Below are 21,169 nucleotides of genomic sequence, written 5' to 3' on the forward strand. Positions count from 1 at the left end.
GTTCGATACTCGAACTAAGTGTCCCCAATCGCCGAGGAGGCATTCAATGAAGAAGTTGCGCGTGGGCGCGGTGGCGGCAGCCGCCGGCATCGCTGTTGTGCTGACCGGTTGCTCCGGCGGCTCTGACGGGTCGAACGCGGGCTCCGGCGGTTCGGGCGACAAGCCCACCATCGTCGTCGACATGTGGTCGGGCAGCGAGTCCGACACCAAGGCTCTCCAGGAGCAGGTCAAGTTCGCCCAGGAGGCGAACCCCGACATCAACATCAAGCTGCAGACCGCTCCGTGGGGCGACTACTTCACCAAGCTCACCACGAACATGGCTTCCGGCAACATGGCGTGCGTCTCGGGTATGAGCGGCGCCCAGCTGGGCGGTTACACCGCCGGCTTCCGCGAGCTGAGCGATGAGGACCTCAAGACCGCCGGTCTGGACCTCGCCGACTTCAACGTGGGTGCCGACGGCATCCTCGGCTTCGAGGGCAAGCTCTACGGTCTGCCCTTCGATGTGGCCACGATGCTCGTCTACTACAACCAGGACATGCTGACCGCGACGGGCGCCCCCACCCCGGAGATCGGCTGGAGCTTCGACGACTTCGACAAGACCGCGGCCGCAGCCACCAAGGACGGCAAGTTCGGCTTCGGCATGGGCATGGGCGGCTACCAGTGGGTGTCCCTTCCCATCTCGATGTCCGGCACGCAGCCCGCGAACGCCGACGGCAAGCTCGAGATCGACAACGCGGACTTCGTGAAGGCCGCCGAGTGGTACGCCGGCCTCGTCACCGACAAGAAGGTCGCCGCCCCCGTGGCTTCCGCCTCCGACACCGGTTGGGGCGAGGATCAGTACTCCAGTGGAAACGCCGCGATGGCCGTTGACGGCACGTGGAACGCCGTCAGCTACCTCACCAACGAGTCTGGCTTCGCCGCGGGCATGGCACCGCTTCCCGCGGGCGCCAAGGGCAGCGTCGGCCCGATCCTCGGCTCCGGCTACGGCATCGCCAAGACCTGCGACAACCCCGAGGCCGCACTGAAGGTCATGGGATCGCTCCTCGGCAAGGACGCGCAGGACTACATCGCCTCCTCGGGCCGCTCCTTCCCGGCGCGCACCGAGTCGCAGCCGCTGTACTTCGACTCGATCGATGAGAAGTACCGCGACCAGGTCAAGTCCGTGTTCGAGGCAGCCTTCGCCAGCACCACGCCGCTGTACATGACGAAGAACTGGGACAAGCTCGACAACTACATCCAGCCCAACCTGGTGTCCGTCTACAGCGGTCAGATGACCATGGCGGACCTGCTGAAGAACGCGCAGTCGCAGTTCGGCAACTGACGTACCCCGGTACGTCTCCGCAGTGAACCGAGAGAAAGCAAGATGACCAAGACGAAGAATCGTCGAGGGTCGCTCGCGCGGGTCGAGTCCCGCTGGGCGCTGGGCTTCGCAAGCCCAGCCCTGGTGGGGCTCGCCCTGTTCACGATTGTCCCGGTGGGGCTCTCGATCGTGATGAGCGTCTTCGACTGGCCCGTGTTCGGCGATCGCACCTTCAACGGCTTCGCCAACTACGCGAAGCTGTTCGATCCGAGCAAGAGCCCCGATTTCTGGCCGGCGCTGCGCAACTCCGCGGTGTACACGATCCTCTACGTCCCGCCGAGCATCGCGCTCTCGTTGGCGCTCGCTCTCGGGCTCGGCCCGCGCATCCGCGGCCGCGGCGCACTGCGCGTTCTCTTCTTCATCCCCGTGGTCACCCCCATGGTGGCCAACGTGCTGGTGTGGAAGATGATGCTGCAGCCGCAGGGCCTGTTCAACGGCGTCTCGCAGTCGTTCTTCGGCATCACTCTCCCCAACTTCCTGGCCGACCCCGCCTGGGCGATGATCATGGTCGTCGCGATGAGCGTGTGGCAGGGGCTGGGCTACAACATGCTGATCTTCTCCGCCGCGCTGGAGCAGCTGCCCGACAGCGTGCTCGAGGCCGCGGCGATCGACGGAGCGCAGGGCTTCCGCCGCGTGTGGAGCGTGATCCTGCCGATGATCTCGCCGTCCGTGTTCTTCGCGGCGATCATGACGATGATCACGTCCCTCCAGGTGTTCGCCCAACCGCAGCTGCTCACCGGCGGCGGGCCAGGAAACGCCACCAAACCGCTCGTGATGTACATCTGGGAGCAGGGCTTCACCTTCGGCGACCTCGGACTCGCGGCCGCCGGCGCCTGGATCCTGTTCGCCATCATCATCGTGATCACGGGCCTGCAGTTCACCGCACAGAAGAAGTGGGTGCACTATGAGCACTGAAACCCTGAATGCTCTCCTGATCCTCGGTTCACCCGCCCAGCAGAACGGGGTGCGTCGTGAGCACTGAAACCCTGCGTTCTCCCGCTCTGCGCCCGCGCAAGCGCGGTGCAGAGACCACGCCGGCAGCCAAGGTGCGACTCATCCTCGCTCACGTGCTGATCTACATCGCCGCGCTGATCTTCGTCGCACCGCTCATCTACGCGTTCTTCTCGGCTCTGAAGCCGAACGTCGAGATCTTCTCCATGCCGCCGACGCTGATCGGCTCGCAGGTGAAGTGGTCCAACTTCGTCGACGTGTTCCAGTACGGCCCCTTCGTGCACTACATCGTGAACTCGTTCGTCGTGGCGATCCTCGGCACGCTCGTGGTGATCATCGTGTCCACGGCGGCCGGCTACGCGTTCGGTCGCCTGCGCTGGAAGGGCCGCGACGCGGTCTTCATCCTGTTCCTCGCGACCCTGATGGTTCCGGCTGAAGTCCTCGTCATCCCGATGTTCCAGCTCATGCAGAACTTCGGCTGGGTCAACACGATCCAGGCGCTGGTGCTGCCCTTCGCGTTCGGCGCGTTCGGCACGTTCCTGATGCGCCAGTTCTTCCGTGGGATCCCGTTCGAGCTGGAGGAGGCGGCCCGCGTGGACGGGGCCAATCCGCTGCGCTCGTTCCTCAGCATCATCCTGCCGCTGTCGAAGTCGGCCGTGGCCGTGCTCGCCGTGTTCACGTTCCTGTCGTTCTGGAACAGCTACCTGTGGCCGCTCATCGTGGTCAGCGACACCTCCGCGCTCGGCACGCTGCCGATCGGTCTGGCCAGCTTCGCCGGACAGAACGGCACGCGCTGGGATCTGCAGATGGCCGCGGCCATCATCTCGATGATCCCCACGACGCTGCTGGTGATCGTGCTGCAGAAGCACCTGGTCAAGGGCATCGCGATGGCCGGCATGGGTGGTCGTTGACCCTTGATGAGCAGTGATGTGCGCGCCGCCGATGCGGCGTTCTCCGCCGAACGAACCCTCGTCGCCGGAATCGATATCGGCGGCACCAAGATCGCTGTCCTGGTGACGGGGGAGGACGGGGCCGTGCTCGCGCGCGGCGTCGTTCCCGCCCCCGCCCAGGAAGGCGGCATCGCCATGGCGGATGCCGCCGCCGATTTGACCCGCGATCTCGTGGCGCAGGTCTCCGGTCGGCTGCGGGCTGCCGGGGTCGGTGCCGCCGGCGTGGTAGATCCCGACGCGGGAATCATCCTCGCCGCCTCCGCGATGTTCACGGACTGGGTCGGTTTCGGCCTCGCGGCCGCGCTCACCGAACGCCTCGGCGTTCCGGTCGCGGTCGAGAACGACGTGAACGCGTTCCTGCTCGGAGAGGTCGCCGCCGGTGCGGGGCACGGCTCCGACGTGCTCGGTGTGATGCTGGGCACCGGAGTGGGTGGTGCGCTCCTGCTCGACGGAGTGCTGCGTCATGGGCCCAACGGCGCGGCCGGCGAGATCGGCCACACTCCGGGCTACAGCGATCTGGTGTGCACCTGCGGCCAGATCGGACACCTGGAGACCCTGGCCTCCGGCACATCGATCGCGCTGCGCTATGCCGAGCGGTCGGGAGCGACCGGCCTCGGTGCCGCAGACGTGGCCGAGCTCGCGCGAGGCGGCGATCTGGACGCCATCGCCGTCTTCCACGCCGCGGGGCGCGCGGTGGCGCTGGCCTGCGCCAGCGCGGCGACCCTGGTGGACCTGGACGTCGCGGTGATCGGTGGGGGCGTGTCCCACGCGTGGGACCTGCTGGAGCCCGCGATCACGGCGACGCTGCGGACGGACGCCCCGGTGTCGGGCGCGCCGCTGCGGATCATCCCGGCCGCGCTCGGATCCGACGCGGTGGCCCTCGGAGCCGCGGCTGCCGCACGCTCACGTTCCTGACCGTCCTCGAACCTCTCCCTCCCGTCGGCAGCCGACCGACGGCCTGATACTCTTCCCCCGCCTCAGAGAAGGAGCCCCCGTGACCGAACGACCGGAAGCCCACGAGATCTGGATGGGACCGCTGGCCCCCGTCGCCGAGGGCGGCCTGACCCGTCCTCGCATCGGGATCGGCGGCATCTCGATTGAATCGAGCACCTTCTCGCCGCACATCTCCGGCGATGAGGCCTTCACCATCCGGGAGTCTGACGCGCTATTGGCGTACTACCCCTTCCTCGACGCGCGACGGGAGCTGCGCGAAGCCGCGGACTGGACCCCGATCTATCACGGGCGTTCGCTGCCGGGCGGTGCCGTTGCGCCGGACACATACCAGCGCATGAAGGCGGGAATCGTGGACGGAATCCGTGCCGCGATCGCCGAGGACGGGCCGTTCGACGGGTTCTTCTTCGATATCCACGGCGCCATGAGCGTGGTGGGCATGGATGACGCCGAGGGCGACCTGGCCGAGGCGGTGCGCCGGGAACTCGGACCCGACACCCTCATCAGCACGTCGATGGACCTGCACGGCAACGTGTCGCGCACGCTGCTGGATGCTGTCGATCTCCTCACCTGCTACCGGATGGCGCCGCACGAGGACTGGATGAACACCAAGGAGCGCGCGGTGTGGAACCTCCTCGCGCGCCTGCGTGGCGAGCACGGTGCAGATCCGTTCGAGCGGCGTCCGCTCAAGGCCTGGGTGCCGGTTCCCGTGCTGCTGCCGGGGGAGAAGACGAGTACGCGGCTGGAGCCGGCCAGGGGGATCTATGACGAGCTCCCCGATATCGAGTCGCTGCCGGGCGTGGTGGATGCCGCCGTGTGGGTGGGCTACGCGTGGGCTGATGAGCCTCGCAACATGGCGGTCGTCGTGGTGATGGGCGACGACGCCGACGTCATCGCGCGAGAGGCCGAGCGGCTCGCGCGGCGGTACTGGGACGCGCGGGCCGACTTCGTGTTCGTCGGTCCGACCGCGACGCTCGGCGAGGCACTGGATCGAGCACTGGCCCCGGGGGCCGCGCGGCCGTTCCTCATCTCGGACTCTGGCGACAATCCCACCGCGGGCGGTGCAGGCGATGTCTCCTGGACACTCGGCGAGCTGCTGGAGCGTGCGGACCTGCGCGAGTCGGGGCGCGTGGTGATTCACGCGTCCGTGTTCGATGCCGCCGCCGTCGCGCACGCTGTCGCGGCTGGCGTCGGCAGCACGGTCACCCTGGAGGTCGGCGGTCGGGTCGATCCCGGCCCCCGTGGGCCGGTGACGATCACCGGAGAGGTGTTCTCGGTCACCGACGGAGATCCGGATGCTGGCACCCAGGTCGTGGTGCGCGCGGGCAGCGTGTTCTCGATCATCACCGAACGCCGCAAACCCTTCCACCACCTCGACGATTTCCGCATGCTCGGTCTGGAGCCGAAGAGCGCCGACATCGTGATCGTGAAGATCGGGTACCTCGAGCCGGAGCTGTACGAGCTCGCGGCCGACTGGATCCTCGCCCTCACGCCCGGCGGGGTCGATCAGGACCTGCTGCGACTCGGGCATCACCGCCTGCAGCCCGGGGTGTATCCGTTCGATCAGTCCGGCACCGATCCCGACCTGACCCCGCTGGTCACCCGGCGGGGCGCAGAATCTGAACTCGCCGACGGTGGAGAGGACCGCTGACATGATGAACTTCGAGAAGCGCATCGGCCCGGATCTCGGCGCCCAGGGTCCCGAGTATCCGCTCACCGGCGCCGTGCCCGACTGGTACCGCGACGCGAAGCTGGGCTTCTTCATCCACTGGGGGCTCTACTCGGTTCCCGCCTGGGCGATCCAACACGGTCCCGGCGTCCACATCCCCACGGAGGACGCGTACGCCTATCACCAGTACGCGGAGTGGTACGGGAACACGGTTCGCATCGCGGGGAGTCCCACCTGGCTGCGCCACCAGGAGGTGTACGGCACCGGAACCAGCTATGAGGACCTCGCGGACCTCTGGCGGGCGGACGCCTTCGACGCCGATGCGCTGGTGTCTGAGCTGGTCGGAGCTGGGGCGAAGTACATCATCCCCACCACGAAGCACCACGACGGCTTCGCGCTCTGGGACACCGCCACGAGCGGCTTCAATGCCGCGCGTCGGGGTCCGCGCCGTGACCTCATCGGCGAGCTGCACGATGCCACGCGCAGCCGCGGAGCTCGCTTCGGCGTCTACTACTCCGGGGCATTGGACTGGCACACGGGGGACTTCCCGGCCATCGAGAGTGACACGGACCTGTTCCGATTCCGCCGCAACGACGAGCAGTACTCCCGCTACGCCGCAGCCCAGCTGGAGGAGCTGGTCGAACGGTTCGCCCCGGACGTGCTGTGGAACGACATCGACTGGCCCGACGGAGGCAAGGGCCACGACGAGTTCGCGGTGGCCGCGCTGCTCGGCCGGTACTTCGCCGCCGTGCCCGACGGCGTCGTCAACGATCGCTGGGGTGTCCCGTACCACGGCTTCCTCACGCGTGAGTACACGCATATCGAGGACGTCCAGGAGAAGGTGTGGGAATCGACGCGTGGCCTCGGCTACTCGTTCGGGTACAACCAGGCGGAGGGGCCGGAGCAGTCGCTGTCCGGTACCGATCTGATTCGCCTGTTCGTCGACGTGGTGAGCAAGAACGGAAACCTGCTGATCAACACGGGCCCGCGCGCAGACGGCACGATCCCCGAGCTGCAGCTTGCGGCGATGCGTCAGCTCGGCGAGTTCCTCCGGGTGAACGGCGACGCGATCTACGCCACCCGCCCCTGGATTCGTGCCGGCGAACGTCAGGGAACGCCGCGCGCTTACACATCCTCTGCCGCGGGCACACACGTTCATGTGCTCGATCCGGCTGCGGGAGTCGTGGAGCTGCCGACGGAACTCGCCGGCACTTCGGGTGCACGGTGGGCGGGGGCTCAGGCCGCGGAGATCGTCGCGCTCGCGGACGGGACAGCGACCGTGGCGATCCCCGAAGGCCTCCGCGGTGACGCGGTCGCCACGCTCACTGTGTTGATGTGAGCTGGGGGGAATCGAACCCCCGTCCAGGATGCGGCGAGGATCATGGAAGGCGACGGTGCCCGGCTCGCGTTGTGATGACGGGCCCCGTCCCCCGGGCGCACACTGCGACCGGATGCTGAGGATGGAGGCGGACAGATGACCGTGGTGGAAATCGTGGCGCAGTCGCCGCGTGATGCTCGTGTGGCCATCGGCAACGGCGCGGACCGCGTGGAACTGTGCCAGGCGCTCATCACCGGCGGGATCACGGCATCGCACGCGGTGATGGCCGGGGCGGTGGACGCCGTGGGCGGCGACCGCGTGGCTGCGCTGATTCGGCCGCGGGCCGGCGGATACATCTACGACGGTGACGAGATCCGTGTGGTTGCGGCGGACATTCGCAACGCGGTGGCGCTCGGCATCGGCGCCGTCGTCGTCGGCGCGCTGCGCCCGGACCTGTCCGTGGACGCGAACGCCGTCGAACGATGGCGCGAAGCTGCCGGAGACGCCGACCTGGTGTTCCACCGCGCGATCGACGTGCATCCGGACCCGGTCGCGGCAGTGAGTGAGCTCGTCCACCTCGGCGCCACGCGCATCCTGACGTCCGGCGGAGCCACGCGGGCGGGAGACGGCACCGCCGTGCTGGCCGAGATGGTCGGCGCGGCCAACGGACGACTGCAGATCCAGGCCGGCGGTGGGGTGACGATCGACGCGATTGCAGCGCTGCGTGCCGCGGGCGTGGACGCGATCCATCTGTCGGCGCGCGTCGCGGTGAGCGACGGAAGCCCCGCAGGTCCCGGCGGTGGCATCGACGAGTACGACGTCGTCTCCGACACTCTCGTGCGTGCCGCCCGCGCCGCCGCCGACGCCTGACACCCGGTGTTCGACGTCCGGCCCTGGCTCCCCGTCCTCCGTTTGCTTTCCGTCGCTCGACGTCCGTCGTTGTGAGGCGAGAACCACTGACCGCGAGACTTCTGTCTGTGGGCGAGAATCACCGCGTTGCGCGAGTTCTCGCCCACAGACGGAAGTCTCACGGGTCATGGGGTGGCGTAGGGGGAGCGGGCAGGGGATGGGCGGTATCTCGCTGGGTCCGTAGACTGAGGACATGAGTTCCGATCCGGACGGCCCGCAGGGCGCTGCCGATCCCGTACCCGACCCCGTACCCGACCCCGGCGCAGCCGAGCCGACGCTCGCGCGCGGGTGGCGTGCCGTGGGCAAGGGGGCGGACCAGGTCCACATCGAGGGAGAGGCCACCGCCGATCCGCCTGCTGCGTCGGTCGATGAGGACGATGCCGAGGCGCAGTCCTTCGCGGGCGACGAGGTCGTCCACAACGACCAGCCCGTTGAGGCCGGAAACGGCGCGCTGCTGGGCATCGGAATCCTCGCCGGTGTCTACCTGCTTTACGTGATCGGATGGTTCATCGGCGGCAACCGCCTGGACGTGGTCGGCGACTTGCTGCTGGCCAACGGCCCGATCTACGCGATCGTCAAGTGGACGGCGATCGCCGCTCCCGCCGTCTGGTTCGCCGTCGTGTTCGTGCTGACGCTGCGCAGCCGACCGTGGGTGCGCTTCCTCTGGCTCATCATGGGCGTTGTCCTGCTCGTGCCGTGGCCGTTCGTCATCAACTGGGAGAGCGCACTGATGGGAGGGGCCCAGTGAGCGAGCAGACCGTCAAGCCGGCCACACGCGGTGCCGGATCCTGGTTGCGATGGACGATCGCCGCGCTGTTCGGCCTCATCTACTCCTTCGCGATCTGGGTTGCTGTCTTCGCGCTGGTTCTCGCCTCGCAAGGCAACACCGGGCTCACCCCGGCCGGCGTGGGCGTCGGTCTCATGCCGGTCATCTTCCCGGTGCTGGTGTACGCGGGCATCGTTCTGGTGGGTCGTCGCCTGTGGGTCTGGAAGCAGGCGCTGCTGTTCCTCGCCGGCGTCGCGCTCGTGGGCGTCTTCTGGTTGGACGTGATGATGCTGCAGGTCGCCGCACAGTCGTCGCTGGTGGGTGCCGGCTGATCACACGTGCCGGGTGGGTGTAACGCTGCCTCTGTCGGGCCCCGCGCATCGACCCCGGCGAGCTCGAAATTCTCAGATTCGGCGTCACGCGCACTCTGAACGGCGGTCTCGGCAGCGGCTCAGCATTCTGCGCGCCTGAGCGCACGATGCCACCGCCGGGTGCTCGATTGCGCAGGCTCAGCGGTGGGTGCTGAATGGTCGCCGAACGTCACGTGAACGGGAGCATCGCTGCCGAGACGGTAGGCTGACACCGATCGCGCCCCCGACGGCGTGCGGCGCATCGGCCCCTCCCCATCACGCGAAATACCGCCTCGAAGGATACCTCTGTGACGAAGCCCGTCGTTCTTCTCGCCGAAAAGCTCTCACCCGCCACGATTGACGCGCTCGGTCCGGACTTCGACGTCCGTGACGTCGATGGCACCGACCGTCCCGCGCTGCTGTCGGCTCTGGCCGATGCGGACGCCGTGCTGATCCGATCGGCCACGCAGATCGACTCTGAGGCTCTCGCCGCGGCGCCGAAGCTCAAGGTCGTCGCTCGTGCCGGTGTGGGTCTCGACAACGTCGACATCAAGGCAGCCACCACGGCCGGCGTCATGGTGGTCAACGCCCCGACCTCCAACATCATCTCGGCGGCGGAGCTGACCATCGGCCACATCCTCTCGCTAGCTCGTCGAGTCCCTGCCGCTCACGCGTCCCTGTCCGCGGGCGAGTGGAAGCGCAGCTCCTTCACGGGCACCGAGCTGTTCGAGAAGACCCTCGGCATCATCGGTCTCGGCCGCATCGGCGCGCTGATCACCGCCCGCATGCAGGCGTTCGGCATGCGCGTCGTGGCGTACGACCCCTACGTGACCAGCGCTCGCGCGCAGCAGCTCGGTGTGGAGCTGCTGAGCCTGGACGAGCTGCTGGAGCAGTCGGATTTCATCACGATTCACATGCCGAAGACGCCGGAGACCACCGGCATGATCTCGACGGCCCAGTTGGCCGCAATGAAAAAGACCGCGTACATCGTCAACGTGGCGCGTGGTGGCCTCATCGACGAAGCCGCGCTCGAAGTGGCACTCACGTCTGGCGAGATCGCCGGTGCGGGCCTCGACGTCTTCAGCTCCGAGCCCCCGAAGGAGACCGGCCTGCTCGGTCTGCCGAACGTCGTAGTGACGCCCCACCTGGGTGCGTCGACCGATGAGGCGCAGGAGAAGGCCGGTATCTCGGTCGCCCGCTCGGTGCGTCTCGCGCTCGGCGGCGAGCTGGTTCCGGATGCGGTGAACGTCGCGGGTGGTGCCATCGACCCGTACGTGCGTCCGGGTATCGCCCTCGTCGAGAAGCTCGGTCAGTTCTTCTCAGCGCTCGCCAAGTCGCCCCTCACGAGCCTGGATGTCGAGGTGCACGGCGAGCTGAGCGGCTACAGCGTGGACGTCCTCAAGCTCGCGGCCCTCAAGGGCGTCTTCACCAACATCGTGAGCGAGTCCGTCTCGTACGTGAACGCGCCGCTGCTGGCCGACCAGCGTGGCATCGACGTGCGCCTGCTGGTGGATGACCAGTCCGACGAGTACCGCAACGTCATCACGCTCACCGGTGCACTGTCCGACGGCACGCAGCTGTCGGTCTCGGGGACGCTCACCGGGCCGAAGCAGATCGAGAAGCTGGTCGGCATCAACGGTCTCGCGCTCGAGTTGCCCATCGAGAAGCACCACATCGTGATGGTCTACACCGACCGCCCCGGTATCGTCGCCGTCTACGGCCAGAAGTTCGGCGAGGCCGGCATCAACATCGCCGGCATGCAGATCGCCCGTCAGTCCGCCGGTGGGCGGGCGCTGTCCGTGCTGACCGTCGACTCGCCGGTCTCCGATGAGCTGCTGGAAGAGGTCAGCTCCGCGATCCATGCCGACGTCTTCCGTCAGATCGAGATCACGGAGGCCTGAGCCCCCGCGCCAGACGAATGAGCCCGCCCCGAGAGGGCGGGCTCATTCGCGTTCTGTGATGAGAAGGCGCGTCAGTCCGTGAGTCGGCGCACGAGGGCGATGAGCGCGTCCATGTCGGTGATCTCGGCGACAGAGCCGATCTCCAGCGACTGATTGAAGTACACGCCGTCTGCCACCAGCATCACCAGGGTGAGCGCGGTGTCGTCGGGTACGTGAGGGTCGAGGAAGGTGCGCCAGCTCTCCCGGAGCCGGCGCAGCGCCTCCGTGGCCGTGGGGGAGCCGGAGGTAGCCAGGCGCCCCACGGAGACGATGGCGCGGTCCAGCGGCGAGTTGATGGTGGCTGAGCTGCGGATGAACGCGTCCACCACTCCGCTGGGGGATGCCGTCATGGCATCGAGGTCCTCGCGCACGAGGCGATCCATGCGCTCCACGAGAGCTTGCTCCATCGCGGACTTCGAGCCGAAGTGGTAGAGCAGCCCGCCCTTGGAGACACCAGCGATGCGCGCGGTGGCATCCATCGTGGCGGCGCGCTCGCCGTCGTCGATGAGGAGCGATTCGAACGCGTCGATCACTTTCTCGCGAGCGTGCGGGGGTCGTGCCATGCCCAGCATCCTCTCATGAGACTTGATTACTGTACCGTCTGGACGGTATAACTGTACCAGCCGGACGGTTAGCCCTGCTCCGGCCCGAAACTCGAACAGGGGAGCCTGTTCACGAAACCGAGGAAGAAATGTCTGTCGACACTCACGCCCTGCGTGCCGATATCGAGACCGGTCGAGTCAGCTGGCGCGGTTGGGTCGCCCTCGCGATCCTCATGCTGCCGGTGCTGCTGGTCTCGGTCGACAACACCGTGCTCACGTTCGCTCTGCCAGACATCGCGATCTCCCTGCAGCCGTCGGCCATCGAACAGCTGTGGATCATCGACGCGTACTCGCTCGTGCTCGCCGCGCTTCTGGTGACGATGGGAACCCTGGGTGACCGTTTCGGTCGTCGCCGCCTGCTCCTGATCGGCGCGATCGGCTTCACCGTGGTCTCCGCGCTCGCCGCGTTCGCACCGTCTGCCGAGTGGCTGATCGCCGCTCGCGCCGTCATGGCCATCTTCGGCGCCATGCTCATGCCGTCCACCCTCTCTTTGATCCGCACCATCTTCACCGACGCGGTTCAGCGTCGCCTGGCGATCGCCATCTGGGCAGCGGGATTCTCCGCGGGCGCAGCGCTCGGGCCGATCGTAGGAGGCTTCCTCCTCGAGCACTTCTCCTGGGGGTCCGTGTTCCTCATGGCGGTACCCGTCATGATCCCGCTGCTAATCCTCGCGCCGGTCCTCGTTCCCGAGACGCGGGACCCGAGCCCGGGTCGCATCGATCCGATCAGCATCGTGCTGTCGATCGCCACCATGGTTCCGATCGTTTACGGCATCAAGGAGCTCGCGGTGGAGGGCTTGCTCTCGCCGGCTCCGATCCTGTTCGTGGTCGGTGTGGGCTTCGGGTGGCTGTTCGTTCGTCGCCAGCTGCGCGCCGATGTCCCCATGCTCGACATGAAGCTGTTCCAGACGCCGCGATTCACCGGAGCGATCCTCGTGAACATGCTCAGCATCTTCGCGTTGGTCGGCTTCCTGTACTTCGTCTCGCAGCACCTCCAGCTCATCCTCGGCCTCACGCCGATGGCCGCCGGGTTCGCGCTCGTTCCCGGCCTCGTCGTGATGATCGTCGCGGGACTTGTGGTGGTGCCCATCGCTCAGCGCGTGGCTCCGCGCGTGATCGTTCCGATCGCGCTGCTGTTCTCCATCGCGGGCTTCGTGATGTCGGCGCTGGCATCGCAGGAGGGAGCGCTCCTCACCCTGGTGATCGCGTTCGTGCTGCTGGGCATCGGCATCGGCATGGCGGAGACCGTGTCCAACGACCTCATCCTCGCCAGCGCTCCGCCCGCGAAGGCCGGGGCGGCCAGCGCAGTGTCGGAGACCGCGTATGAGCTGGGCGCGGTGCTCGGTACGGCCGTGCTCGGTGGCTTGCTCACCGCTCTCTACCGCACGAACCTCGTCATCCCGGATGGCGTGGGGGAGCAGGCGGCCGACGCCGCTCGCGAGACACTGGCCGGAGCCATGGTGACGGCCGAGGAGATCGGCGGTGCCGTTGGCGACCAGCTGAGGCATGCTGCGGCCTACGCGTTCGACTCCGGTGTGCTCATCACTGGTCTCATCGGCGCGGGTCTCGTGGTGATCGCCGCCGTCATCGCGGCCACTACGCTGGGAGGGAAGTCCGTCGCACACTCCGACGCGGAGTGATGCCGCCCTGAGGAGAGCAATGTCGCGTGTCGTGAAGCTGGCCGTGATCCCCGGTGACGGGATCGGCCCCGAGGTCGTCGCCGAAGCCGAGAAGGTGCTGGATGCGGTCACGGCCGACTCTGGTGTGACCTTCGAGAAGACGCGATTCTCCCTCGGTGCCGCGCGCTACCTCGAGACCGGTGACACGCTCACTGACGAAGATCTCGCGGCCATCGCCGACAACGACGCGATCATCCTGGGTGCGGTCGGCGGAGTCCCCGGTGACCCGCGGCTGAAGGACGCGAACATCGAACGCGGCCTGCTGCTGAAGCTGCGCTTCACGCTGGATCACTACGTGAACCTCCGCCCCTCGCGTCTCTACCCGAACTCCACCAGCCCGCTGGCGAATCCGGGTGACATCGACTTCGTCGTCGTGCGCGAGGGCACGGAGGGGCCCTATGTCGGCAACGGTGGCTCGATCCGCCGCGGCACCCCGCAGGAGATCGCCAACGAGGTGAGCGTGAACACCGCGTTCGGTGTGGAGCGGGTGGTCCGCTACGCGTTCGATCTGGCCGAGCGCCGGCACCGCAAGCTCACGCTGGTGCACAAGACCAACGTGCTGACGTTCGCCGGCGGCATCTGGCAGCGCATCGTGAACGAGGTGGCGTCGGAGCACCCCGACGTGGCCGTAGACTACTTGCACGTCGATGCGGCAACGATCTTCCTGGTCACGAACCCGTCCCGCTTCGACGTGATCGTCACCGACAACCTGTTCGGTGACATCCTGACCGATCTGGCAGGTGCCGTCACCGGAGGCATCGGCCTCGCCGCTTCCGGGAACATCAATCCCGATAGCAGCTTCCCGTCGATGTTCGAGCCCGTGCACGGTTCGGCGCCCGACATCGCGGGTCAGCAGAAGGCGGACCCCACCGCTGCGATCGGTTCCATCGCCCTCCTGCTCGATCACCTGGGGCTGGAGGACGAAGCACGTCGCGTGAACGACGCGATCGAGGCGGACGTCGCCGCTCGTGGCGAGCAGCCTCGCACCACGACTCAGATCGGCGATGCCATCGCCGAGCGGGTTCGGGCGTAGCCTGATCCCGCGCAGAACGCTTCTTCGAACCAGGATGTGACATGACCACTTCTTCCCCCCTCGAATTCCAGGTGACCCGCAACCTCGCGGCCAAGACGGACGCCCAGCGTGACGAGATCCTCGCCAACCCCGGCTTCGGTCAGCACTTCACCGATCACATGCTCGACGTGTGCTGGTCGGAGACCGGCGGCTGGCACCGCCCGCGGGTTCAGCCCTACGGTCCGATCTCCCTTGACCCGGCGGCGTCGGTGCTGCACTACGGTCAGGAGATCTTCGAGGGCATCAAGGCGTACCGCCACGCCGACGGTTCGGTTCACACCTTCCGTCCGCTGGAGAACGCGCGTCGTCTGCAGCGCCCCGCCCGCCGTATGGCTCTGCCGGAGCTGCCCGAGGAGGTCTTCGTGCAGTCGCTGCGCGAGCTGATCGCCGTCGACGGAGCCTGGGTTCCCTCCGGGGAGGATCAGTCACTCTACTTCCGCCCGTTCATGTTCGCCAAGGAAGCCTTCCTTGGCGTCCGCCCGGCCAAGAAGGTCGCGTACTACCTGATCGCGAGTCCCGCCGGCGCCTACTTCTCTGGCGGCGTGAAGCCGGTCAAGATCTGGCTGAGCGAGGACTACGCCCGCGCCGGCAAGGGTGGCACCGGCGCGGCCAAGACGGGCGGCAACTACGCATCGAGCCTCGTCGCGCAGGCTGAGGCCAGCGACAACGGCTGCGACCAGGTGGTCTTCCTCCGCGACGGCAACGTCGAAGAGCTCGGCGGCATGAACGTGGTGTTCGTGATGAAGGACGGCACGATCGTCACGCCCGAGTCCGACTCGATCCTGCAGGGCATCACGCGCGACTCGATCCTGCAGCTGGCCGAGGATCGCGGACACACGATCCAGCGTCGGGACATCTCGCTCGAGGAGTGGCGCGAGGGCGTTCGCACGGGCGAGATCGTTGAGGTGTTCGCCTGCGGTACGGCAGCGGTGCTGAGCCCGATCGGCCTGCTCAAGGGCGCGGACTTCGAGGACGAGCAGCCGTTGGGCGAGCTTGCCACCAGCCTGCGTCAGGAGCTCACCGACATCCAGTACGGCCGTGCGGCGGACAAGCACGGCTGGCTCGTGCGCCTCGACGCCTGATACTCCACCACGGGGCCCGTGCCCGCCGCGACGACGGCGGGCACGGGCCCCGTGGCATGCGCGGTGGACGATAGGCTGGGGTGGTGAGGATCGTACGTTTCAGCCACCAGGACGCCATCAAATACGGCATCGTCGACGACACCGATCTGGTCGTGATCGCCGGCGATCCGATGTTCGCCGGTTTCGACACCACGGGGGAGCGGGTACCGCTGGCCGATGCCGCCTTGCTCGCGCCGGTGATCCCGCGCTCCAAGGTGGTGGCCGTCGGCCGCAACTACGCCGATCATGCTGCCGAGTTCGGCAACGACGTGCCGGCCGAGCCCATGCTCTTCCTGAAGCCCAACACCGCCGTCATCGGCCCGGGCGATGCCATTGTGCGCCCGAACGCGCTGTCCGAGCGCGTGGAGTTCGAGGGCGAGCTTGCCGTGGTGATCGGCCGCATCGCGAAGAACGTGACCGCGGCGAACGCACTGGACTACGTGTTCGGTTACACCATCGGCAACGATGTGACCGCTCGCGATCTGCAGCGCAGCGACGGCCAGTGGTCGCGCGCCAAGGGGTTCGACACGTTCTGCCCGCTGGGCCCCGCGATCGAGACCGAGTTCGACCCGACTGTCGGCGTGCTCACCGCCAAGGTGAACGGCGAGATCAAGCAGCAGGCTCCGCTCAGCGACATGGTGCACGGCGTGGCCGCCATCATCGCTCACGCCTCGGCAGCGTTCACGCTGCTTCCGGGCGATGTCATCCTCACCGGAACCCCGGCCGGCGTCGGACCGCTCGTGGCCGGCGACGTGGTCGAGGTCGACATCACCGGTCTGGGCATTCTCCGCAACACCGTGCGCGACGCGTCGTGATGAACGTCGGGGCACAGCGTCCTGAGCAGCGGGTGCTTCGCCACACGGCATCGGTCATCTCATGACGTCGTCGGTCATCTCATGACGTCGTCGGTTATCTCATGACGTTGTCGGCCGCCCTCGACGAGGCGGCAATCGCACGGATCCAATCGCGGACGGTGCGCACGCTCGCGGTCGGTCAGGTGCTGGGTGGCATCGCGTTCGGCGCCACGGTGTCGCTCGGCGCTCTGCTGGCGAAGGACATCACCGGGCAGGACGCGTTGTCCGGCTTCGCGACGGCGTTCGTCACCCTGGGCGCCGCTCTGGCCGCCATCCCGTTGGCACGGCTTGCCGCACGCCGCGGACGACGCACCGCTCTCACGCTGGGCAACCTGCTCGCCCTGATCGGCATCGCGATCGTGATCTCGGCAGCGGCGTCGGCCACGTTCTGGCTGTTCCTGATCGGTGTTGTCCTCATCGGCACGGGAAACGCCGGAAACCTGCAGTCCCGCTTCGCGGCCACGGATCTCGCCACACCCGCACGGCGCGGACGCGAACTGTCCGTCGTCGTGTGGGCGACAACCGTCGGGGCCGTTGCCGGTCCGCTGCTGCTGGGCCCGGGCGAAGCTCTCGGGCGCGTGCTCGGGATGCCGGTGCATACCGGCTCCTATCTCTTCTCGCTCGCGGCTCAGGTCGCGGCGTTCCTGCTGTACATCGTCGCGCTGCGTCCCGATCCGCTGCGGATCGCCCAGCAGCGCGACGCCGCGGTCCCTGCGGCGGCTCTCGGCGCGTCCGTGGACCGACCCCGGGTGGCTCGCTATGCGATCTTCGCGGTGGCAGCATCCCACACGGTGATGGCATCGGTGATGGCCATGACGCCGGTGCACCTGCAGCACATGACGATGGGCGACGCGACGGTGATCGTCGGCGTGACCATCGCCGCCCACGTTGCCGGCATGTACGGTCTGTCGCCGGTCTTCGGCTGGTTGTCGGATCGTTTCGGACGTGTCGCGGTGATCGTGCTCGGCCAGGCGCTCCTCGCGGGTGCTCTGGTGGCCGCCTTCGTGGGCAGTGCGTCCCACGCCGGTGTGCTGATCGCTCTCGTCCTGCTCGGGCTCGGGTGGAGCGCGGCCACCGTCGCCGGCAGCACGCTGCTCACCGAGGCGTCCTCGGTGGAGCGGCGTCCGCGACGGCAGGGCCTCAGTGACTCGCTCATGAGCCTCTGCGCGGGAGTCGGCGCGATCCTTGCCGGACTCGTGCTCCAGGCGGTGGAGTATCGCGGGTTGGCGGTCGTTGCTCTCGTGCTGGTGATCGCCGTCACCGTGGTGTCGCCGTTCGCGCTGCGCGTTCGTGACCCCCGGGCCTGATTCGTCTCAGAGTGAGCGCGGGTCAGCTCATCGGATGCAGGACGGCGCCGTCAGCCACGGGGAGATGGAGCACGAGGGCGTGCTCCCCGCCCACCACAAAGGTCTGATCACTCGGGATCATTCTGCTGTGATCGCGGATCGGGTCGGCCGTGCCCGGGTTTCGCAGGTACACCGGGTGCGCACCCGAGGACACCTGGAGGCGCAGCCGGTGTCCCACGGCGAAGCGGTGGGCCAGGGAGGTGAGCGCGAGGGTCGTGCTGCTCTCCGCGTCGGGATCTCGCCGGAGGTAGCCGTCGGTGACCGTTCGCGAGCGGCCCCGTTCGTCCACATCGCAGAGCCGAATGAACAGGTCGACACGTGGGTTGGTCGAAGTCAGCAGGATCTCGACACGGGGTTCACCGATCACGAGGAGGTCGTCGGTGAGTGCGTCGGAGGTGAACAGGACGACGTCCGCCCGGGCCTCCCGATGCCGTTGGACTCGATACCCGGAGGCGAATGGACCGAGCGTGCGACCGCCTTCGCTCGGCGTGGGGTCGGAGGGGGCGTAGCGGTACGACACCGGGGTCGCGAGTTCGTCTGCAGGACCACGGCGCAGGCCGCCGGTGGCAGTGGCCGACCACGTTGTCGACGCGGCGGCAGGCGGCCACGAATCTACCTCGCACCAGCCCACGCCTCCGGTGACTTCGACGCGCACGTCGGGGAGCCGATCCAGCGAGTCGAAGGCGAGCAGCGCGTCGCGCACACCCATCACGGAGGTCTCGGGCGCGCCGTGCACCCAGTCCCCGATCACGAGTTTCGTGGAGACGCCTCCGGCGACGAGCGCGGCGTGATCCCTCAACTGCTCCTGCAGGAACAGGTCGCGCCACCCGGCGACGAGCGCGACGGGCGGAATGGTGTGCGTGTCCTGGGCGAAGTGCAGCGGCTCCCACCAGGGATCGTCGCGATCGGAGTGCTCCACCCAGTCGCGGAAGAACCGGGGGTCGGTTCCCACCGCGGTTTGGGCGGCATCCGCGGGAGGGATCGCGAGGGAGCCGCGCCGCAGGGCTGAGGACGCCCGCAGGATCATCCCGAGACGCGCGAGGAGAGGACGCTCCTGCATGCGCAGCGCGAAACTCCATGCCACGGTGGTGTCGATGGCATAACCGCCGCCCGGATAGATGATCCCGGCATCGAATCGACGAGCCGATACGGCGATGCCCATGGCGTCCGGACGTTCGGGCCCGTCGCAGAGCGCCCATTGCGTGACGCCGAAGTAGCTTCCTCCCCAGGTATGTACTCGTCCGGTGGCCCAGGGCTGAGCGCGCAGCCAGCTGAGGGTGCTCTGACCGTCGGCGATCTCGTCGTGTAGCGGGCTGAACGCACCTTCCGAACCGAACGTGCCCCGGCAGCTCTGAACGATCACGTGGTGTCCGCGTTCGGCGATGAACCTGGCGATGCCGGCGATGCCCTCCCGCCCGTAGGGGGTGCGGATCAGGAGCGTGGTGTCGGCGGCATTCGCGGCGTGCCAGTGGTCGGTGAGGAGGGCGGTGCCGTCCTGCGCGAGGACGCGGATGTCGCGGGCGCGCTGCACCGTCGGGTGCGTGACCGGGGGCATGTCGGCACTGCGGGTGAGGCGGCGATACTCCTGGGCCGCGACGCGTGTCAGTCGTGTCTCCGGGCTGCTCATCGCACGCTCCGTACGCGAGTGACGGCGAGCGCGGCGACCAGGGCCATCAGGAACGCGGCGGCGTAGAGGGCCGCGAAGTTCTCGCCTGTGTCTGAGCCGAAGCGAGTGAGGAAGAACCCGAGCACAGGCACGACGATACTTGACCACGGGCCGGGGGGTCGCCGGCGGATAGAATGTCAGGCGATGTCGACTTCACCTGATCCCCGCACCACGACCGCCTCCGGCGCAGACGTGCGCGTGCGCTTCTGCCCGTCACCCACCGGCCTGCCGCACGTCGGCATGGTGCGCACTGCCCTGTATAACTGGGCTTATGCGCGCCACACGGGCGGCAAGCTGGTGTTCCGTATCGAGGACACCGATGCCGCGCGCGACAGCGAGGAGAGCTACCGCCAGCTGGTGGACGCGCTCACCTGGCTCAAGATCGACTGGGACGAGGGCGTTGAGGTCGGCGGCCCGCACGCGCCGTACCGTCAGTCCGAGCGCAAGCACATCTACGCCGAGGTCCTGCAGAAGCTGATCGCGGCAGGGGTGGTCTACGAGAGCTACTCCAATGCTGAGGAGATCGACGCGCGCAACGAGGCAGCGGGTCGTGCCAAGCAGCTGGGCTACGACAACTACGACCGCGATCTGACCGAAGATCAGAAGGCCGCCTTCCTGGCCGAGGGCCGCGAGCCTGCGTACCGTCTGCGCGTCCCGGATGGGGACTTCACCTATGTCGACCTAATCCGCGGTGAGGTGACGTTCCCGGCGGGTTCGTTCCCCGACTTCGTGATCGTGCGCGCCGGCGGCCACGCCCTGTACACGTTCACGAACCCCGTCGATGATGCGCTCATGGGCATCACCCACGTGATCCGCGGCGAGGACCTCATGCCGTCGACCGCACGCCAGCTGGCGCTCTACGGCGCCCTGATCGATGCCGGTGTGACCGACTTCGTGCCGCGCTTCGGTCACATGCCGTTGGTGTTGGGCGAGACCGGCAACAAGAAGCTCTCCAAGCGCGACCCGCAGGCGGACCTCTTCCTGCAGCGCGACAAGGGCTTCATCCACGAGGGTCTGCTCAACTATCTGGCGCTGCTGGGCTGGTCGATCGGTCCCGACCGTGACATCTTCTCGCTCGAGGAGTTCACCGCGGCCTTCGACATCGCCGACGTGAATCCCAACCCCGCGCGCTTCGACCAGAAGAAGGCCGAGTCCATCAACGGCGATCACATCCGCCGCATCGATGTCGCGGACTTCACGGAGCGCTCGGTCGCCTACATGGCGGCCGCGGGCGTCTGGTCCGAGCCCACGTCGGAGCAGCTGGCCCTGTTTGCGAAGGCGACGCCGCTGGTGCACGAGCGCGTGCAGCTGCTGGGTGAGGTGCCCGGCATGCTGTCGTTCCTCTTCACCGACTCCGTCACCTACGAAGCCGACGCGATGAAGGGCCTCCCCGCGGATGCCCCGATGGTGCTGACCGCGTGCGTCGGCGCCCTCGAGGTCGTCGCAGAGGCGGACTTCGACGCCGCGCACATCCAGGAAGCGCTGGCCGCGGCGCTCGTCGATGAGCTCGGTCTGAAGCCGCGTGTCGCCTATGGTCCGCCGCGTGTGGCCATCACGGGCCGTCGCGTGTCCCCGCCGCTGTTCGAGTCGATGGAGCTGCTCGGCAAGACCGAGACACTGCGTCGACTGGACGCCCTCGCGAACGAGCTGTCGCACACCGACTGA

At 67.8% G+C, this 21,169-nt stretch carries 19 protein-coding genes; 16 read left to right on the top strand and 3 right to left on the bottom strand.

The features are described from left to right. Nucleotides 1-46: 46 nt before the first annotated feature. From ACI3KU_RS04825 to serA, 10 genes are all read left to right on the top strand, one after another. Nucleotides 47-1,321, top strand: coding sequence for an ABC transporter substrate-binding protein (locus ACI3KU_RS04825; protein ID WP_404921158.1), 1,275 nt, complete (start codon nt 47-49; stop codon nt 1,319-1,321). 42 nt (nt 1,322-1,363) lie between these two features. Next, nucleotides 1,364-2,275 (top strand): carbohydrate ABC transporter permease, encoded by a 912-nt coding sequence (locus ACI3KU_RS04830; RefSeq protein ID WP_404921159.1) that lies wholly within the window; start codon nt 1,364-1,366, stop codon nt 2,273-2,275. A 56-nt stretch (nt 2,276-2,331) separates the two neighbouring features. Beyond that, entirely contained in the window at nt 2,332-3,222 is an 891-nt protein-coding gene (locus tag ACI3KU_RS04835) for a carbohydrate ABC transporter permease (RefSeq protein WP_404921160.1), read from the top strand. Between the two features lie 6 nt (nt 3,223-3,228). After that, nucleotides 3,229-4,176 carry an ROK family protein gene (locus ACI3KU_RS04840; protein WP_404921161.1) on the top strand — a complete coding sequence of 316 codons (948 nt, stop codon included), beginning with the start codon at nt 3,229-3,231 and terminating at the stop codon, nt 4,174-4,176. Nucleotides 4,177-4,288: 112 nt separating this feature from the next. After that, nucleotides 4,289-5,863, top strand: coding sequence for a M81 family metallopeptidase (locus tag ACI3KU_RS04845; RefSeq protein WP_404921268.1), 1,575 nt, complete (start codon nt 4,289-4,291; stop codon nt 5,861-5,863). Between the two features lies 1 nt (nt 5,864). Next, entirely contained in the window at nt 5,865-7,220 is a 1,356-nt protein-coding gene (locus ACI3KU_RS04850; RefSeq protein ID WP_404921162.1) for an alpha-L-fucosidase, read from the top strand. 135 nt (nt 7,221-7,355) lie between these two features. Next, entirely contained in the window at nt 7,356-8,069 is a 714-nt protein-coding gene (locus ACI3KU_RS04855) for a copper homeostasis protein CutC (protein ID WP_404921163.1), read from the top strand. A gap of 232 nt (nt 8,070-8,301) precedes the next feature. Next, nucleotides 8,302-8,856: a DNA polymerase III subunit gamma/tau gene (locus ACI3KU_RS04860; protein ID WP_404921164.1), complete on the top strand. Its 555-nt coding sequence runs from the start codon at nt 8,302-8,304 to the stop codon at nt 8,854-8,856. After that, the gene (locus ACI3KU_RS04865) at nt 8,853-9,206 is read left to right on the top strand and encodes a hypothetical protein (RefSeq protein ID WP_404921165.1); all 354 of its coding nucleotides are present in this window, start codon (nt 8,853-8,855) and stop codon (nt 9,204-9,206) included. Before ACI3KU_RS04860 ends, ACI3KU_RS04865 begins: the two co-directional genes overlap by 4 nt. Nucleotides 9,207-9,532: 326 nt before the next feature. After that, complete coding sequence (gene serA / locus ACI3KU_RS04870) at nt 9,533-11,125, top strand: phosphoglycerate dehydrogenase (protein ID WP_404921166.1); 1,593 nt, start codon at nt 9,533-9,535, stop codon at nt 11,123-11,125. A gap of 71 nt (nt 11,126-11,196) precedes the next feature. Here the strand turns inward: serA and ACI3KU_RS04875 are convergent, their stop codons facing one another. Continuing rightward, a complete protein-coding gene (locus tag ACI3KU_RS04875; RefSeq protein ID WP_404921167.1) occupies nt 11,197-11,727 on the bottom strand; it encodes a TetR/AcrR family transcriptional regulator in 531 nt (176 codons plus the stop codon). A 128-nt stretch (nt 11,728-11,855) separates the two neighbouring features. Here ACI3KU_RS04875 and ACI3KU_RS04880 point away from each other — a divergent pair, with 128 nt between their 5' ends. From ACI3KU_RS04880 to ACI3KU_RS04900, 5 genes are all read left to right on the top strand, one after another. Next, nucleotides 11,856-13,406 carry an MFS transporter gene (locus tag ACI3KU_RS04880; protein WP_404921168.1) on the top strand — a complete coding sequence of 517 codons (1,551 nt, stop codon included), beginning with the start codon at nt 11,856-11,858 and terminating at the stop codon, nt 13,404-13,406. A 19-nt stretch (nt 13,407-13,425) separates the two neighbouring features. After that, entirely contained in the window at nt 13,426-14,478 is a 1,053-nt protein-coding gene (locus ACI3KU_RS04885) for a 3-isopropylmalate dehydrogenase (protein ID WP_404921169.1), read from the top strand. A 41-nt stretch (nt 14,479-14,519) separates the two neighbouring features. Continuing rightward, complete coding sequence (locus tag ACI3KU_RS04890) at nt 14,520-15,599, top strand: branched-chain amino acid aminotransferase (protein WP_404921170.1); 1,080 nt, start codon at nt 14,520-14,522, stop codon at nt 15,597-15,599. A gap of 83 nt (nt 15,600-15,682) precedes the next feature. After that, the gene (locus ACI3KU_RS04895) at nt 15,683-16,453 is read left to right on the top strand and encodes a fumarylacetoacetate hydrolase family protein (protein ID WP_404921171.1); all 771 of its coding nucleotides are present in this window, start codon (nt 15,683-15,685) and stop codon (nt 16,451-16,453) included. Nucleotides 16,454-16,554: 101 nt separating this feature from the next. Next, nucleotides 16,555-17,799, top strand: a complete 1,245-nt coding sequence (locus ACI3KU_RS04900; protein ID WP_404921172.1) for an MFS transporter — start codon at nt 16,555-16,557, stop codon at nt 17,797-17,799. Between the two features lie 22 nt (nt 17,800-17,821). On the opposite strand, the gene ACI3KU_RS04905 is transcribed toward ACI3KU_RS04900, so the two are convergent. Together ACI3KU_RS04905 and ACI3KU_RS04910 are read right to left on the bottom strand one after the other, a co-directional pair. Next, nucleotides 17,822-19,465, bottom strand: a complete 1,644-nt coding sequence (locus ACI3KU_RS04905; protein WP_404921173.1) for a CocE/NonD family hydrolase — start codon at nt 19,463-19,465, stop codon at nt 17,822-17,824. Then, nucleotides 19,462-19,596, bottom strand: coding sequence for a hypothetical protein (locus ACI3KU_RS04910; RefSeq protein ID WP_404921174.1), 135 nt, complete (start codon nt 19,594-19,596; stop codon nt 19,462-19,464). Before ACI3KU_RS04910 ends, ACI3KU_RS04905 begins: the two co-directional genes overlap by 4 nt. A gap of 52 nt (nt 19,597-19,648) precedes the next feature. Here ACI3KU_RS04910 and gltX point away from each other — a divergent pair, with 52 nt between their 5' ends. Next, nucleotides 19,649-21,169 carry a glutamate--tRNA ligase gene (gltX, locus tag ACI3KU_RS04915; protein WP_404921175.1) on the top strand — a complete coding sequence of 507 codons (1,521 nt, stop codon included), beginning with the start codon at nt 19,649-19,651 and terminating at the stop codon, nt 21,167-21,169.

Source organism: Microbacterium sp. ZW T5_56 (assembly GCF_044987425.1).
Lineage (GTDB): Bacteria > Actinomycetota > Actinomycetes > Actinomycetales > Microbacteriaceae > Microbacterium.

What these genes read in the sequence shown, in the direction of transcription:
- ACI3KU_RS04825 (WP_404921158.1), top strand. Translation starts at nt 47, where the DNA reads ATGAAGAAGTTGCGCGTGGGCGCGGTGGCGGCAGCCGCCGGCATCGCT.
- ACI3KU_RS04830 (WP_404921159.1), top strand. Translation starts at nt 1,364, where the DNA reads ATGACCAAGACGAAGAATCGTCGAGGGTCGCTCGCGCGGGTCGAGTCC.
- ACI3KU_RS04840 (WP_404921161.1), top strand. Translation starts at nt 3,229, where the DNA reads ATGAGCAGTGATGTGCGCGCCGCCGATGCGGCGTTCTCCGCCGAACGA.
- ACI3KU_RS04845 (WP_404921268.1), top strand. Translation starts at nt 4,289, where the DNA reads ATGGGACCGCTGGCCCCCGTCGCCGAGGGCGGCCTGACCCGTCCTCGC.
- ACI3KU_RS04850 (WP_404921162.1), top strand. Translation starts at nt 5,865, where the DNA reads ATGATGAACTTCGAGAAGCGCATCGGCCCGGATCTCGGCGCCCAGGGT.
- ACI3KU_RS04855 (WP_404921163.1), top strand. Translation starts at nt 7,356, where the DNA reads ATGACCGTGGTGGAAATCGTGGCGCAGTCGCCGCGTGATGCTCGTGTG.
- ACI3KU_RS04860 (WP_404921164.1), top strand. Translation starts at nt 8,302, where the DNA reads ATGAGTTCCGATCCGGACGGCCCGCAGGGCGCTGCCGATCCCGTACCC.
- ACI3KU_RS04875 (WP_404921167.1), bottom strand. Translation starts at nt 11,727, where the DNA reads ATGGCACGACCCCCGCACGCTCGCGAGAAAGTGATCGACGCGTTCGAA.
- ACI3KU_RS04880 (WP_404921168.1), top strand. Translation starts at nt 11,856, where the DNA reads ATGTCTGTCGACACTCACGCCCTGCGTGCCGATATCGAGACCGGTCGA.
- ACI3KU_RS04885 (WP_404921169.1), top strand. Translation starts at nt 13,426, where the DNA reads ATGTCGCGTGTCGTGAAGCTGGCCGTGATCCCCGGTGACGGGATCGGC.
- ACI3KU_RS04890 (WP_404921170.1), top strand. Translation starts at nt 14,520, where the DNA reads ATGACCACTTCTTCCCCCCTCGAATTCCAGGTGACCCGCAACCTCGCG.
- ACI3KU_RS04900 (WP_404921172.1), top strand. Translation starts at nt 16,555, where the DNA reads ATGACGTTGTCGGCCGCCCTCGACGAGGCGGCAATCGCACGGATCCAA.
- ACI3KU_RS04905 (WP_404921173.1), bottom strand. Translation starts at nt 19,465, where the DNA reads ATGAGCAGCCCGGAGACACGACTGACACGCGTCGCGGCCCAGGAGTAT.
- gltX (WP_404921175.1), top strand. Translation starts at nt 19,649, where the DNA reads ATGTCGACTTCACCTGATCCCCGCACCACGACCGCCTCCGGCGCAGAC.